At 53.3% G+C, this 15980-nt stretch carries 13 protein-coding genes; 7 read left to right on the forward strand and 6 right to left on the reverse strand.

Annotated features, from left to right (window positions below; genetic code table 11):
- The first annotated feature begins 255 nt into the window (after nucleotides 1-255).
- Together nifJ and F7R27_RS12535 are read left to right on the forward strand one after the other, a co-directional pair.
- Nucleotides 256-3837 (forward strand): pyruvate:ferredoxin (flavodoxin) oxidoreductase, encoded by a 3582-nt coding sequence (gene nifJ / locus F7R27_RS12530; protein ID WP_151704607.1) that lies wholly within the window; start codon nucleotides 256-258, stop codon nucleotides 3835-3837.
- Nucleotides 3838-3840: 3 nt separating this feature from the next.
- Nucleotides 3841-4833 carry a dihydroorotate dehydrogenase-like protein gene (locus F7R27_RS12535; RefSeq protein WP_151704608.1) on the forward strand — a complete coding sequence of 331 codons (993 nt, stop codon included), beginning with the start codon at nucleotides 3841-3843 and terminating at the stop codon, nucleotides 4831-4833.
- A gap of 17 nt (nucleotides 4834-4850) precedes the next feature.
- On the opposite strand, the gene msrB is transcribed toward F7R27_RS12535, so the two are convergent.
- A complete protein-coding gene (msrB, locus tag F7R27_RS12540; protein WP_151704609.1) occupies nucleotides 4851-6005 on the reverse strand; it encodes a peptide-methionine (R)-S-oxide reductase MsrB in 1155 nt (384 codons plus the stop codon).
- A gap of 152 nt (nucleotides 6006-6157) precedes the next feature.
- Between msrB and F7R27_RS12545 the strand changes: the two genes are divergently transcribed.
- On the forward strand, nucleotides 6158-6553 hold the full coding sequence (locus F7R27_RS12545; RefSeq protein ID WP_151704610.1) for a VOC family protein: 396 nt from the start codon (nucleotides 6158-6160) through the stop codon (nucleotides 6551-6553).
- Between the two features lie 36 nt (nucleotides 6554-6589).
- Here F7R27_RS12545 and F7R27_RS12550 read toward each other — a convergent pair whose 3' ends face one another.
- Nucleotides 6590-7879: a nucleoside recognition domain-containing protein gene (locus F7R27_RS12550; RefSeq protein WP_151704611.1), complete on the reverse strand. Its 1290-nt coding sequence runs from the start codon at nucleotides 7877-7879 to the stop codon at nucleotides 6590-6592.
- Between the two features lie 235 nt (nucleotides 7880-8114).
- On the opposite strand from F7R27_RS12550, the gene F7R27_RS12555 reads away from it, so the two are divergent.
- The 3 genes from F7R27_RS12555 (at nucleotide 8115) to F7R27_RS12565 (ending at nucleotide 11021) form a co-directional block, all read left to right on the forward strand.
- A complete protein-coding gene (locus F7R27_RS12555) occupies nucleotides 8115-8594 on the forward strand; it encodes a GNAT family N-acetyltransferase (protein WP_151704612.1) in 480 nt (159 codons plus the stop codon).
- Nucleotides 8595-8681: 87 nt separating this feature from the next.
- Nucleotides 8682-10055, forward strand: a complete 1374-nt coding sequence (gorA, locus tag F7R27_RS12560) for a glutathione-disulfide reductase (protein ID WP_151704613.1) — start codon at nucleotides 8682-8684, stop codon at nucleotides 10053-10055.
- Nucleotides 10056-10199: 144 nt separating this feature from the next.
- Nucleotides 10200-11021 (forward strand): urea transporter, encoded by an 822-nt coding sequence (locus F7R27_RS12565; RefSeq protein ID WP_168927502.1) that lies wholly within the window; start codon nucleotides 10200-10202, stop codon nucleotides 11019-11021.
- A 13-nt stretch (nucleotides 11022-11034) separates the two neighbouring features.
- Here F7R27_RS12565 and F7R27_RS12570 read toward each other — a convergent pair whose 3' ends face one another.
- Nucleotides 11035-12210: a cation diffusion facilitator family transporter gene (locus tag F7R27_RS12570; RefSeq protein ID WP_151704615.1), complete on the reverse strand. Its 1176-nt coding sequence runs from the start codon at nucleotides 12208-12210 to the stop codon at nucleotides 11035-11037.
- Between the two features lie 510 nt (nucleotides 12211-12720).
- Here F7R27_RS12570 and F7R27_RS12575 point away from each other — a divergent pair.
- On the forward strand, nucleotides 12721-13608 hold the full coding sequence (locus tag F7R27_RS12575) for a bile acid:sodium symporter family protein (protein WP_151704616.1): 888 nt from the start codon (nucleotides 12721-12723) through the stop codon (nucleotides 13606-13608).
- 23 nt (nucleotides 13609-13631) lie between these two features.
- Here the strand turns inward: F7R27_RS12575 and queE are convergent, their stop codons facing one another.
- From queE to F7R27_RS12590, 3 genes are all read right to left on the reverse strand, one after another.
- Nucleotides 13632-14264: a 7-carboxy-7-deazaguanine synthase gene (gene queE / locus F7R27_RS12580; protein ID WP_151704617.1), complete on the reverse strand. Its 633-nt coding sequence runs from the start codon at nucleotides 14262-14264 to the stop codon at nucleotides 13632-13634.
- A gap of 74 nt (nucleotides 14265-14338) precedes the next feature.
- A complete protein-coding gene (rdgC, locus tag F7R27_RS12585) occupies nucleotides 14339-15253 on the reverse strand; it encodes a recombination-associated protein RdgC (protein ID WP_151704618.1) in 915 nt (304 codons plus the stop codon).
- A 1-nt stretch (nucleotide 15254) separates the two neighbouring features.
- On the reverse strand, nucleotides 15255-15797 hold the full coding sequence (locus tag F7R27_RS12590) for an adenine phosphoribosyltransferase (RefSeq protein WP_151704619.1): 543 nt from the start codon (nucleotides 15795-15797) through the stop codon (nucleotides 15255-15257).
- Nucleotides 15798-15980: the final 183 nt, after the last annotated feature.

Genomic DNA, 15980 nt, shown 5'->3' on the forward strand with positions numbered 1-15980 from the left:
TACCTGGCCCATGCTTACAGGGATGTTTTTTCAGTTGATCTTTGATAGCTGCAGAACTTTCCCTGAACAGGATAACTGAGGTGCAAGGCTGATGGCTTCTCTGGTCAAGCAGATTAGATAAGCCTGACGGGTAGTTGGTTTATGTTTCTTATACCCCGGTTCGGAAGTCAGCAGATAGTTTAATCCACTGGATAATCAAGTCTTTTCAGACTAGCTTGAAGATTATGAAAAAGGCTTGATTGACAGGAGTTTACAATGGGCCGGAAACAGCTGACTCTGGATGGCAATGAAGCGGTGGCACGCATTGCGCACGCCACCAATGAGGTGATTGCAATTTACCCCATCACACCAGCCTCGGTGATGGGTGAGGTTGCAGATGCCCTGTCGGCCGAAGGCCACACCAACCTCTGGGGCTGCGTCCCCAGAATTGTTGAGATGCAAAGTGAAGCGGGCGCAGCCGGAGCAATTCACGGCGCACTGCAAGCGGGTTCACTCTGCACTACCTTCACTGCATCGCAGGGCTTACTGCTGATGTTACCAAACATGTACAAAATTGCTGGTGAACTGACCCCAACGGTATTCCACATAGCGTCACGCTCACTTGCGGCTCAGGCCCTGTCTATTTTTTGTGATCACAGTGATGTCATGGCTGCTCGTGGTACCGGATTTGCTCTGCTGGCTTCAAATTCAGTTCAGGAAGTACAGGATATGGCGCTGATCACGCAGGCCGTATCACTCAGGAGCCGCTTACCTGTACTGCATTTTTTTGATGGCTTTCGTACTTCACATGAAATTGCCAAAATAGACCCACTCAGTGATGAACAGATGCGCTCACTGCTGGATGAGGCCTGTATTCACAATCACAGAGTTCGAGCCATGAGTCCTGATCATCCGGTGATTCGCGGCACCTCACAGAATCCGGATGTGTACTTTCAGGCACGAGAATCCGTTAATCCCTACTATCAGGCGTTCTGTCAGCATCTGACCGAGGTGATGCAGGCATTTGGTAACCTCACCGGACGACGTTATCAACCCTATGAATACTATGGGGCAGACGATGCCCGGCAGCTGATTATTCTGATGGGATCGGCAGTACAAACCCTGCAGGAAACCGTAGATCATCTGAATGCGGAGGGTGAGAGAACGGCTGTGTTGGCCGTACGCCTTTACCGGCCCCTGAATGCCGAACTGCTGCTTGCGTGTCTGCCAGCAAGCATTCAGTCCATTGCAGTACTGGATCGCTGCAAAGAGCCGGGTAGCGATGGTGAGCCACTGTATAAGGATGTGGTGACACTGATTGCTCAAGCCGTGAGCCAAGGGAATGCGCCTTTCTCCCAACTGCCAAAAATCTGTGGCGGGCGCTATGGCTTATCATCCAAAGAGTTTACCCCGGGCATGGTCAAAGCGATCTTTGAGATGCTTAAATCCCCTCAGTTAAAACAGGGGTTCACCATTGGTATAGATGATGATCTGTGCCATACCTCACTCGATTGGGATAGCGATTTCCGTACTCAGGCAAGCCAGACGGCTACCAGCGCACTGTTTTATGGACTGGGTGCAGACGGCACAGTGAGCGCCAATAAAAATGCTATTAAAATCATTGGTGAACAGACCGAACTGCATGTACAGGGTTATTTTGTATATGACTCAAAAAAATCCGGTGCCATGACCATTTCACATCTGCGCTTCAGCCCCGAGCCTATCCGTTCAGCCTATCTTATTCAGGAAAATGAAGCAGCATTCGTCGCCTGTCACCAGAGCGTTTTCCTGCAACGCCACGACCTGTTAAAAGCTGCAGCCCCCAAGGCCGTGTTCCTGCTGAATACTTCAACGCCAGCCGAACAGGTCTGGGACAGCTTGCCCTTGGCTATTCAGCAGAGCCTCATTAATAAGCAACTGAGCTTCTATGTGATCGATGCCTACGCACTCGCTGAACAGTTGCAGATGGGACGACGCATCAACACCATCATGCAAAGCTGCTTCTTTGCCATCTCCCGGTTATTACCACTTGAGATAGCCTTGCAAGCGATGAAGGCAGCCGTAGAGGAAACCTACGGCAGCAAAGGAGGGCAGATTACCGAAATCAACTGTCGAGCGATCGATCTGGCTCCTGCTCACTTGCATCAGGTTTCGATTCCGAACAAGGTGAATCAAACAGTCGAAGTCGCCAGCAAAATTCCGGATAGCGCGCCTGAGTTTGTTCGTAAGATCACTGCTCGACTGATTGCGGGAGAGGGTGATCGTATTCCTGTCAGTCAGCTACCTGACGATGGCACCTGGCCAACCGCTACAGCACAGTGGGAAAAGCGCAATATCGCGCTGGAAATACCTGTCTGGGATACCGAGCTGTGCATTCACTGCGGCAAGTGCCCGTTGGTGTGTCCGCACAGTGCCATTCGCAGTAAAATATTTGAACCGGAACTGACCGAAGATGCTCCTGAAAGCTTTCTGCATGTTCCGGTCAAGGGTAAAGAGTTTCCTGAGGGCTATCACATCAGCTACCAGGTTGCCCCGGAAGACTGTACCGGCTGCGGACTGTGTGTGGATATCTGTCCAATCAAGGACAAAACTCAGCCCGGTCGCCGCGCCCTTAACATGCAACCTCTTGCACCTTTACTGCAACAGGAGCAGCGCAACTGGGCATTCTTTCTGGAATTGCCTGAGTATGATCGCAGCAAACTGCGCACCGGGGTGATTAAAGAGGCCATGCTGACACAGCCTCTGTTTGAGTTCTCTGGTGCCTGTGCCGGATGTGGCGAAACCCCTTACTTGCGCCTGGCCAGCCAACTGTTTGGTGATCGTATGTTGATAGCCAACGCCACCGGCTGCTCCTCCATCTATGGGGGTAACCTGCCCACAACCCCCTGGTGTAAAAATGCTGACGGGCGTGGTCCTGCCTGGAACAACTCCCTGTTTGAAGATAATGCGGAGTTTGGCCTGGGCATGCGCCTGGCCGTAGACCACCAGGCCCGTTATGCTCAGCAGTTGTTGCAGCAACTGCGTCCTGAGCTGAATAGCTCATTGGTTGATGCACTGCTGCAGGCTGATCAAAGCGATGAGGCGGGGATACATGAGCAGCGTCAGCGCGTCTCTGAGTTGAGGCAGCAGCTGTCCCAATCTTTGTCACCCCTGGCTCGTGAACTTGAAACCCTGGCCGACCAGTTGGTTAGAAAGAGTGTCTGGATTATCGGCGGGGATGGTTGGGCGTATGATATCGGTTTTGGTGGTTTGGACCATGTGCTGGCATCCGGTGAAAACGTGAATATCCTGGTGTTGGATACCGAGGTGTATTCCAATACAGGTGGACAAACCTCCAAAGCGACACCCCGTGGTGCTGTTGCCAAGTTCTCCGCAGGCGGCAAGGCGACAGCGAAAAAAGACCTCGCCATGATCGCCATGAGTTATGAAAATGTCTATGTTGCGCAGGTCGCCTACGGTGCCAAAGATCAGCAAACGCTGAAAGCCTTTCTGGAAGCCGAGTCCTTTGATGGTCCCTCACTCATCATTGCTTACTCGCCTTGTATAGCCTGGGGTAATGACCTGAAACACAATCATCAGATGCAGGATCTGGCTATTCGCAGCGGTCACTGGCCGCTGCTGCGCTATGATCCCAGACGCCTGGAGGCCGGTAATAATCCGCTGCAGCTTGATAGCAAGCCACCCTCGGTGGACTATCGAGAGTTTACCGGTAGCGAAACCCGTTTCAGTATGCTCTGGCGCAGCCATGAAGCCGATGCGGAGCGTTTTCTGAATGCCTCGCAGCAGGAATCCCGGCGCCGCTATCAACACTATGCACAACTGGCTGCAATCAAGCCCTCCAGTGATGAAAAGGAGTAAGCCATGGATCTGCAAACCAACTATCTCGGGATGACCCTGGACAACCCGCTGGTGCCCTCAGCCTCTCCTCTCAGTCGTGATATCAGCCTATGCTGCCAACTGGAGGATGCCGGTGCCAGTGCACTGGTATTGTACTCACTGTTTGAAGAAGAGCTGGATAGCCAGTATGCGCGGCGGATACATCTGTTGGAATCCAGAGAGATAGGCCATAGCGAAGCGTCGCACTTTCTACCCCTGCAAACTGAATCTTCACATGCGTTGGAGCAATACCTGGATCAGATTCAGACGCTTAAACAGCGCCTTGCTATTCCGATCATTGCGAGCCTTAATGGTACGTCGCGCGATGGCTGGATCAATAACGCCAAACTCCTTGCCGATGCTGGCGCCGATGCACTTGAATTGAATATCTACACAGTTGCAGCTGATCCGATGCAAAGCGCCAGCGCTATGGAGAGGGCATATATTGAACTGATCAGTGAATTACGCAAGGCCGTCAGCTGTCCGGTTGTGGTTAAACTCTCACCCTACTTCAGTGCATTAGGGCATTTTGTGCGGCAACTCGAAGACACCGGTATTAACGGAGTGTCCTTATTTAATCGCTTCTACCAGCCGGATATAGACCCGGATACATTGCGTGTCCAGGCAAATATCCACCTGTCCCGTTCTGAGGATGCGCTGCTGAGCATGCGCTGGCTAGGCATACTCTTCGGTAAAACCCGGCTTACACTCGCCGCGACCGGGGGCATTCATAATGCGGAAGATGCCATCAAAATGTTACTGGCAGGTGCGGATGTAACGCATTTGTGCAGCGTATTACTCCAACAAGGGCCTGGTGCACTTAGCCAAATATTAACTGGCATAAGTGGCTGGCTGGATGATAGTCCCTATGAATCACTTGAGCAGGCCAGAGGAGTGTTATCTCACCTGCACACGGGCGATCCGACCCTGTATGAACGTGCCAGTTATGTACAATTATTGAAAACGGGCCACTATTAACCTATAGCTTGGCGCTGTCATGAAACAGGCGGCCCGACAAGGTCCAGATATTCACCATAGCCCTCGGCTTCCATCTCCTCTTTTGGAATAAAGCGCATGGCCGCTGAGTTCATGCAGTAGCGCAGGCCGGTGGGCGCTGGGCCGTCATTGAACACATGGCCGAGATGTGAGTCTGCGAAGCGGCTGCGTATCTCGGTGCGGACAGCAAACAGTTTTCTATCCTCTTTTTCAACCAGAATATCCGGCTTGATTGGCTGAGTGAAGCTGGGCCAGCCGGTTCTGGAGTCATATTTGTCGCGCGAGGAGAAAAGTGGCTCGCCGGATACGATATCCACATAGATCCCTTCACGCTGCTCATCCCAGTAAACATTGCTGTAGGCCCGTTCTGTGCCATCTTCCTGGGTGACTTTGTACTGGATCGGCGTCAGACGCTGTTTCAGCGTTTCAGCATCTGGTTTTATGAAGCTGTCTGGATCAAAACCCTTACTGCTGTTCATGCCGGCAGGGCGGAACAGAGCAAAGTCAATCTGGCGTTCTTCACCCCAGATGGCATCGATAAACTGGTAGCGCCCTGAATTGCGGGTGTAAACGTTATAACGGATAGGATTGGTCTTGTAGAAATCCTGATGGTAGTCCTCGGCCTCGTAAAACACCTCGAAGGGCTCTATTTCGATGATGACCGGGTTTGGATAGCGATTCTCTGCGATCAGCGCCTGTTTTGCTGCTTCAGCCATCGCCTGCTGCTCAGGTGAGTGATAGAAGATGCCAGGGCGATACTGACGGCCACGATCCACAAACTGGCCATCGGCATCGGTTGGGTCCATCATGCGCCACAAGCCCTGCAACAAACCCTCATAAGTGATCACCGCTGGGTCGTAATATACCTGAACCGCCTCGGTATGCCCTGTCCGTCCACCGGCGACCTGCTGATAGGTAGGGTTGACTTCCGGGCCGCCCGTGTAGCCTGAAACCGCCTCTATGACACCAGGAATCACTTCGAATCCGGCCTCCACACACCAGAAACATCCACCGGCAAAGGTGGCCACCTCCAGCGAGGGGTCATTCGGCGCATACTGGCTGGTCTGGTCTGAAGGGCTGCTGGCTCCCACCTGCACGCCGATCAGTGCTACTGCGAGCAGCAGTCCACCGGCAAATATAATTGAACGCTTCATACTCTGTACCTCGTTTGCCTTAGACACGTCGACCTGCGTTTTACTTCATGGTTGGTTACGTACGGAGTCGCTGAACAGCCCACATCCTTACACTTGAATGAGTGTTACACTGACTGAAAGTTTAAAAAATGATTCAGAAACAGGATAAAACGATGGCTAGAAAGATCTACGTTAACCTGCCTGTCCGCGATCTGGATACATCGCGACAGTTTTTCACCGCACTGGGATTCGGCTTTGACCCCAAGTTCTCCAATGAAAATGCTGCCTGCATGCTGGTGGGTGAGAATATCTTCGTGATGCTGTTGGTGGAGCACTATTTTAAAACCTTCATCAACAAGACGATCTGCGATGCCCGGCAATGCACTGAGGTGCTGGTTTGTCTCTCTTGTGAATCACGAGAGGAGGTTGATGAGCTGGTGGCTAAGGCCGTGGCTGCCGGTGGTAGTGTGCCGCGTGATCCGCAGGACTTCGGCTTCATGTATGGCCATGCCTTTGAGGACCTGGAGGGTCATATCTGGGAGCTGGTGTATATGGATATCGAAACCTGAGGAGCTGTCTTATATAGACAGCCCTCAGGAAAAGACTTACAGGAACAGGTAGGAACAGATCGCGACAGCCGCGATAACGGCAACCACATCGGCCGTCAGAGCAGCTGCCAGGGTATGGCGCATTCTGCGAATCTGCACGGCACCGAAGTAGACCGCCAGCACATAAAAAGTGGTCTCTGTTGAACCCTGCAAGGTGGTTACCAGATACCCGACATAGCTGTCTGGCCCGATGGCCGGATCATTGATGATCGAGGCCATAATGCCATAAGCACCGGAGCCGGACAGCGGTCGCAGCAGTGCCATCGGCAGGGCCTCGGCGGGTAGGCCAAAGCGTGCAGTGATACCACCTATCATATTGACCATAACATCCATTGCCCCACTGGCGCGGAACATACCGACGGCTACCAGTATCGCCACCAGATAGGGGATGATACGCAGCGCCACCTGGAACCCCTCCTTGGCACCCTCGACAAATACCTCATAGATGCGTACCCCGCGCAGTGCACCAAACAGCAGGAATCCGACCATCAACCCCGGCATGATCCAGGGCGATACGGCACGACCGTACACGACCATCAGCGGAATCATCGCCACGATACTGCCCAGCGCCAGCACTGATACCCAGACCGGATAGGCAGAGGTATCGGAGGTGCGGGCATCGGCGTCGTTTTCATTCACCCAGGGACGCTCAATCTTCATCGCAGCAGGGTCGGGCACCACCGGAAAGAAGCGCCGGAACAGCATCGCGGCAGAAATGGCGGCAATAGTGGCACAGATGGTGGCAAAGAGGGTGGTGGGCAGGATGGCGGCCGGGTCAGCAGAGCCTGCGGCGGCACGTATCGCAATCACGCCGGTGGGCAGCAGGGTGACGCTAGAGGTGTTGATCGCCAGAAACAGGGCCATGGAGTTGGTGGCGGTGCCCGGTTGCTGGTTGAGCTTATCCAACTCCTGCATGGCACGAATGCCGAAAGGGGTGGCGGCGTTGCCCAACCCCAGTGCATTGGCTGACATATTCAGGATCATCGCCCCCATGGCGGGGTGATCTGGCGGCACTTCCGGAAACAGGCGGGTCATCAGCGGGCGAATCAGTTTGGCGATGATGGTCAGTAGGCCACCGGCTTCGGCGACCTTCATCAGGCCCAGAAACAGCGTCATCACCCCGACCAGACCAATCGCCAACTCGACGGCACCACCGGCCGAACTCACCATGCCGGATGAGAGGGCTTCCATCGGGGAGGGCTCACCGTCCACTGGGATATGAAACAGTTCACGCCAGCCTGCCACCGCTGCAGCAATCACGACAATGCCCAGAAATATCCAGTTCATAATGCTTAAAGACCCTTTCAATGCGATATGAGTGTGAACGCGTCCTGGGCATGCCGGGCATCCTGATATGCCGGCACCGGTGCGTTGGGATGATCATACACCAGGGATGTGTGGCTCGACACAGGGTGTAAAGATATTTTACCGCCACTTTTACACACCTGCCAAAGGCATTAACATGCGTGCATAAGCTTGAAAACCAGATACTTGCCATCCAATCCGTCTGGAGAAAATGACGATGCAACAGGCAGACACTCACCGAATTGAAAAAATTGATCCAAACCTGCCAGAGGTGGCGAGGTTGATATCCCTGTCGGATGCCTATCTGGCCGAACTCTACCCGGCTGAAAGCAACCATCTGGCAAGTATCGAGGATCTGCAGAAACCCAATGCCGCATTATTCGGCTGCTACATCGGTGATGAACTGGTAGGGTGTGGTGCGGTCAGAGTGATGAGCGATGATGGACTTTATGGCGAGGTGAAACGCCTGTTTGTGGATGAGCGTCAGCGCGGTAAAGGCTTGTCATCGGCGATTCTGCAAAGGCTTGAAGCGCATCTGCAGGAGCAGGGTGTTGCGCTTGCGCGGCTTGAGGTGGGGATCAGTCAGCCAGAGGCGCTGGGACTCTACACCCGCTATGGCTATCAAACCAGACCACCTTTTGGCTATTATCGTGAAGATCCTTACAGCATCTTTATGCAGAAGCAGCTGGTCGATTGAGCAGAATCCTACGATAAATAGTGCGAGCGATAGTTTTGTTAATCAGCAGTTTTGTTAATCAGCAGTTTAGTTAATCAGGAGTCGGCCGTGAGTCAGGAGAACCAGGTAAGTCAGTACGACTATGATCTGTTCGTCATAGGGGCAGGTTCGGGCGGCGTCAGGGCAGCGCGTATGGCCGCCGGTATGGGGGTGCGAGTTGCGGTGGCAGAGGAGCGCTATCTCGGTGGTACCTGTGTGAATGTCGGTTGTGTACCCAAGAAACTCTATGTGTATGCCTCCCACTATGCTGAAACCTTTCATGAAGCAGCGGGCTTTGGCCTCCATGCCAGCGGCGTGACGTTTGACTGGCCGACTCTGCGCGACAACAAGACGACCGAGATAACCCGGTTAAATGGCATCTATCGTAACCTGCTGATCAACAGTGGTTGTGAACTGTTCGAGGCGCGGGCCACGGTAACGGGTCCGAATGAGGTCAGTGTCGATGGGCGGCGTATTACAGCCGAACGAATCCTGATCGCAACTGGTGGCTGGCCGCATGTGCCGGATATTCCGGGTCGTGAGCATGTCATCAGCTCCAATGAGGTGTTTGATCTGGAGACCTTTCCCCGTCGTGTCATAGTTCTTGGCGGGGGTTATATCGCGGTTGAGTTTGCCGGTATCTTTGCCGGACTCGGGGCCAGAACCGATCTGGTTTATCGAGGCGATCTGTTCCTGCGTGGTTTTGATCAGGAGGTGCGGGAGTTCACCGCACAGGAAGTGGCGAAGAAGGGCGTGAAGCTGCGCTTCAACACCAATATCCGCTCGATCAAAAAGGCCGACGATGGCGTATTGATTGCGGAGTTTGAAGATGGCTCCACACAGGAAGCCGATCAGATCATGTATGCAACCGGGCGGGTACCCAACACAGCCGGGCTTGGTCTTGAAGAGGTCGGTGTTGCCACTGATAAGTCGGGCGCTGTTGTTGTGTCGGACCAGTTCCAGACATCCATCCCCTCTATATATGCTATCGGCGATGTGATTGATCGGGTACAGCTGACGCCGGTTGCGCTGGCCGAAGGCATGGCGCTTGTTCGAGCCCTTTATGGCAAGGGTGAGAAAACGGTTGATTATGACTTGATACCGACCGCGGTTTTCTGCCAGCCGAATATCGGTACGGTAGGACTGACGGAAGAACAGGCGCGTGAGCGTTTCGCCAAGGTGGATGTGTATCGCTCGGAATTTCGCGCCATGAAGCATACCCTCAGTGGTTCACAGGAGCGCACACTGATGAAGATGCTGGTGGATCAGGAAACCGATCGCGTGCTGGGAGTTCATATGGTCGGGGCTGAAGCCGGAGAGATTATTCAGGGCATTGCCGTGGCACTCAAGGCGGGTGCAACCAAGGCGGTATTCGACAGCACCATCGGTATTCACCCAACTGCGGCGGAAGAGTTCGTGACAATGCGGGAGCCGGTTCGATAAGCATCTTCAGCAGTAAAGGATCACCGTTTAAAGCGAAACACTAAACTGTACAATCCAGTTGATCAGGCTGCTCACTTCTGATCTAATGCGGTTTCAAACTGACTTGTAAGTCAGCTTTTAAATCCCATCTGTAGGTGTCAGTCTGTGAACTGGTTACGTGCAACGCTGGCGGGTATCAGCCAGATTTTCTTTCTGAGTAATCCCTGGAGCGGCCTGGTATTTCTGCTGGCTGTGCTCTGGGCTTCACCGCTGATGGCGGCAGGCTTGTTGCTCGGTGTTATCAGTGCGAACCTGGCAGCCAGGCTGGCAGGTTTTTCCACTGCCGATATTCAGCAGGGGCTGTTTGGTTTCAATGCTGGTCTGGTTGGCTTGCTGTTGAGCCTGTGCTATTCGCCAAGCCTGCTGTTGGTGCTGGGTATTCTATCAGGGGCCGTTGCGAGCGCGCTGCTGTTTCAGTTGCTCCGCTCCCTGTGGGCCATACCGCTGTTCACAGCTCCCTTCAATCTAATCATGCTGCCCTGGCTCTACCTGACCCAGACCAGTCCGCTGGATCTGCCAGTTGATCCTATCCCGTTGCTGTCAGGTGTCAGCCAGGTACTCTTTGTATCAGATCCAGTGGCTGCGATTCTGGTGGCACTGGTTCTGCTTTTTCATGGTGCTCCATTGCTGCTCTGGGCACTTGGCGGGAGTCTTGCCGGTATTGTGGCGGGCATCCTGTTCGGGCTGGATCCCAGCTCTCTCGCGTTTGGAATTGCCGGATTCAATCCGGTACTGGCGGCCATTGGATTGTATCACCATCGCCTTGGCTGGGGCTGGATACTGGCCGGGATGCTCCTTGCTGCAACAGCTGGAGCGGGGTTGATGGCTGCAGGTTTGCCTGCACTGACGGCACCTTTCGTAATCAGTTGCTGGTTGATACTACTGCTGGATTATTTTCGCCGTGCAGCGATCAGGGGAGAGCACTGATCAGTTGCGAAGCTCAGATGCGAAACTCAGGCGCCAGCCAGATATTGATCTGACGGAACCAGTTCAGGCCTTTCAGCTCTTCAGCGAGTTGTGCTTCCAGCTCATGCGCTTCGATACCCGTGTTACTCAGTAACTGATGGATATCGCTGCTGAACTTGATGTCCAGATCGATGCAGCGTGGCTCGTAGTAGATGATCAGTTCATAATCCGCTGTATCCCCCAGAATACGACTGATCGATGCGTCCAGATGCTGCTGTATCTCGGATCGTGGTGGCATGACCGGGCAGGTCTCTTCAGACATGTCGTGATCATCATAGGTGTCGATGTGGTAGATGATATGGCCAATATCATCGAACCTGTCCCGCAGCAGGCAAGTGACCGAGTCTCCAATAAAATGCCCCTCGGCTGAACTCAGGTGAGGGCCGACCTGAAGATGCATCTCCAGCAGGCTCTGGCTGCCCATTGAGCGGCTTTTGAAGCTGTGAACACTTATCACCCCATCAACTGAAAGGGCTGCTTCACGGAGTTTTTTGACCCGTTCTGCCGGTAACGCCGTATCGACCAGTTCGGAAATGCTTTTGGCGACCAGATCCCAGCCGATCTTGCCGACCAGCAGAGCAACGAGTACAGCGGCCAGGGCATCCAGCCACCAGACACCGGTCATGGCACCGGCAATGGCGACGAAAACGACAATGGAAGATAACGAGTCGGTACGATGGTGCCAGGCGTTGGCGATGATCAGGTTCGAGTTCAGTGCTTTTCCGACCCGGTGGGTGTAGTGATAAAGGATCTCTTTTGACAATATGGATACGCCCGCTACGATAAGCGCGGGCCAGGCTGGCAGGGGAGGGACATCCGTGCCAAACAGCAGCTTGAGGCTTTCATAGGCCATCAAGGCACCGACCAGCATGAGAATGGCGCCAAGCACAACGGTGCCGACGGTTTCAAAGCGTGCATGCCCCCAGGGGTGGTTGGCGTCGGGCTTTTCATGCGAGAACTTGAGAAGAAACACGACCATGAAGTCGGTCAAGACATCCGACAGCGAGTGCAGGCCATCGGCAATCAACGCGGCTGAGTTGGCCAATATACCCACAATAATCTTGGCTGCGCTCAACAGGCTGTCGACCAACGCGCCAATCAGTGTGATGCGCTGTCCTGCCCTGCGTCGTTGATCCAGTTCTTCCTGCATTGTCAGTTCCGATACCCCATTTTCAGCATCGGTATACTAACCGCCTGAGTCGTTCGAGACCAGTGTTGTCATGGTTCTGTAGTTTGATTTTGGCATAAACATTAAAAGGGTTGTGTGTAACCTTGACTCCGTGTTAAGCGACCAGCACAGAAAACTGGATTGCTTTTGTACATTGATTAACCACTCGTGCAACTTAAAAACTGTTATTTGGCTAATTAAGATATTGATTATAATGGATAAAAATATCTGTATATTTTTTGATCAATCTGTAGGGAGGCATGTAGCCTTGGGAGGATGACGGGTTTTTATAACGACTACACACAATGTTATCCACAGAGAATGTGGGTAGGCTTTCCAAGCCCACGGAGTGTGTGGGGTTTGCCCTGAGTGGATAAAATTTTTATCTGCTGTTCTGGCAGCATAGCCCAGAAATGCTGCAGTTGCGTTAAGATTGTATGAACTCATGCGGGTCGATATGATGTTGCCTGCTGAGTCAGGTAGGAACAAAAAATGCAAGCCTCAATCGTTTCTCAGATTTTTTTGCCCACAGCGCTGGCGATCATTATGCTGGCGGTGGGCCTTTCGCTGAGCATGAGGGATTTTGCTCAGGTCCTCAGAGAGCCCAGAACATTGTTGCTGGGTATCGGCGCTCAGATGCTGCTGTTGCCCCTGCTGGGGCTGATAGTGGTTACCCTGTTTCAGTTGCCACCTGTGTTGGCGGTGGGGATCATGATTCTCACCTTTGCACCCGGCGGAGCAACATCCAATGCGATCACGCTGCTGGCTCGAGGTGATGCAGCACTCTCTGTTTCACTCACGGCGCTGGTGACCCTGCTGACACCTTTCACTATACCCTTGCTGACCGCATTGGCTTTACAGCATTGGTTTCAAACAACGGCCGTGATTGATTTTCCAATTATTGAATCGATCATGAAAATGGTGATGATTACACTGCTACCGGTGCTGGTAGGAGTTGGATTCAGTGCACGCTTTCCTGTTCTGGCGGCACGTATCAGAGTGCCTTTCAGGCGTTTTTCACTCTGCCTGCTGCTGCTGATGGTGGTGTTACTGGTGCGCGGCAACTGGCATCTGCTGCCTGCCTTATTGGTGCAGTTGGCACCTGCAGTGTTTTGTCTGGTGCTGGCGGCCATGCTGCTGGGATTTTTGCTGGCGAAGATGGCTGGGCTGAATGATCCACAGCGGATATCAATCATGGTTGAAGTGGGGTTGCAGAATGCTGGTACTGCGCTGCTGGTGACCAGCACGATTCTGCAGAATGCTGAGATGTCCGCGAGTGCTCTGGTTTATGGGGTGTTGATGCAGATTCCTGCGTTTGCACTTATCGGATGGCGTAATCGTCGAGCCCTGCTGCTGTTTCGGCGCAGTCGGGCTGCTTGACTCTGACCAGACTGACCGTATGCCTAGTCAATACCAATAATCTTGTGTGTCTGCAGGCTTAATTTCCACTGTGGGTGATCCATGCAGTAGCGGATGCAGGCGACAGTATTGGTTGCCTGCTCCGGGCTATCGAGTGGTTGCAGGTAAAAGTGCTCAAAATCGAGTGACTGAAACTGTTCGGGGCGGTTTTCGCGTTGCGGATAGACCAGTTTCAGCTCATGACCTTGTGTAATCAGCAGCTCTGCATCAGCCTTGGGGCTGACACAGATCCAGTCAATGCCAGTCGGTAGGGGGCGGGTGCCATTTGTTTCAATTGCTATTTCGAACCCTTCCTGATGCAGGGCTTCAACCAGCTCGTCATCCAGCTGCAGTGCAGGCTCTCCCCCGGTACAGACGACATAAGGCTGACCTTTTTCATCGGCTGGCCAGAAGCTGCGAATGCGACTGGCCAGGGCCTTGGCTGTTTCAAACTTGCCGCCGTTCTGGCCATCAGTGCCGATGAAGTCCGTATCGCAGAACTTGCACACGGAGCTATCCCTGTCCTGCTCACGACCGGACCAGAGATTGCAACCGGTGAAGCGGCAGAAAACTGCCGCTCGACCGCTTTGAGCGCCTTCACCCTGCAGGGTGTAGAACATCTCTTTGACACTGTACATGTAAACTCCGGATCAGGTTAAAAACAGTAAGGGCTATTCAGTAAAGGCTATTCAGTAAAAAGTATGACGCTGCCTCAGCGGACGGGTTCCCCGCCAAAGGCTTCCACCAGTGCCGGTACAAAGCGGCTGAACTCCAGCCCCATCTGCGTCAATTGGGCATCAAAATAGGCCAGCTCATCTTCAGGGCTGTCATTATCCATCTGCTCGCGGAACTGATCGGTCAGTTTCAGGCGATGCAGACTCATGTCGGCATGTAACACCAGGCGAATCTGCTCCTCCCAGTTGACTGCCAATCGCGTGATCTGCATGCCATTGTCCAGATGGGCGCGGATCTCATCGCTGAACAGATCCTGCCCCTTGACGCGAATGACGCCACCCTCTGCGCTGAGATCTCGCAGCTCGCTCTCATCTTCAACCTCTATAACGGAGGGAATAGGGCGTTTGTCCTGTAGCCACTCGGTCATGACGCTGCTGGGGGCCTGGTTGACCTCCAATGGTCTTACAATCAGCGATCCCAAAGCTTCACGCAGGGCACTGAGCAGGTCTTCGGCGCGCTTAAAGCTGCCAACATCGACCAGAATCCAGCCTTGCTGAGGCATCAACAGAGCACGGGTACGATGACGCCGCGTGAAGGCGCGTGGCAGAAGCTCAAGCGTGATGTCGTCTTTCATCTGCTGGCGTTCCTTGCGGTACACCTTGCGTGCTTCGTTCTCTTCGATGACACGAATACGCTCATCCATTTCGTCACGGATCACGCTGGTTGGCAGAATTTTTTCCTCAACCAGATAGCTGATCAGGATATAGCCATTGCTGCTGAATATCGGGGAGTCAGACAACGGACCGGTCGGCGAGGTCCAGCCACTGCGACTGACTTCATGGCGGCCACAGGGTACAAAGGGTTTTTCCTGCAGGACTTTTTCGAGGTGCTCTTCCGTGCAGTCTTCAGAGGGTTCAAAGCGATAGCAGATAGCGTTTTTAAACCAATTCATTTCAGTGTCCGGCGTAGGCAAGCAAAGAGTAAACAGGAATTCCACTTTCCTGGAGGCGGGCAGATCCCTGCAGATCCGGCAGATCGATCAGTGCGGCAACCTCGGTGACATCCGCACCCAGTTGTTTGATCAGGCTGCAGCTGGCCAGCAGGGTACCACCTGTGGCGATCAGATCATCAAGCAGCAGTACACGATCTCCGGCCGACACGGCATCTGTCTGCAACTCAACCGCAGCGGTGCCATACTCCAGTTTGTATTCCTGGCTGATGGTCTCGCCCGGCAGTTTGCCTTTTTTTCGCACCAGAATCAGTGGAAGATTCAGTTGATAGGCAATAACAGACCCCAGCAGGAAGCCACGCGCGTCAATCCCTGCGATATGTGTGATATCACTGCCGATATAACGCTGAATAAAGGCATCGCACACCATGCGCATCGCTTTCGGGTCTTTGAAAACCGGAGTGATATCCCGAAATACAACGCCTGGATCAGGCCAGTCCGGCAAGGATCGGATCACCGATTTTATGTAATATTCGTCAAAAGACATCAGAAACTCCTTAATAGGAAGCAAACTTGATACAGCTCAATGTTTTCAGGTATCAGGCGGTGTTTAATAAGCTCGTTGGGTTACACAATGAACTGATGACGTCATTGTGGGACATTCGGGCGCCTCAGATGGAAATCTGAGGCGTTTTTTTTATTTGTGGCACGGCTTTTCTCAGTGGGTAGT

Origin of the sequence: Nitrincola alkalilacustris (assembly GCF_008973755.1) — a bacterium.
In the GTDB taxonomy this organism is placed as follows: domain Bacteria; phylum Pseudomonadota; class Gammaproteobacteria; order Pseudomonadales; family Balneatricaceae; genus Nitrincola; species Nitrincola alkalilacustris.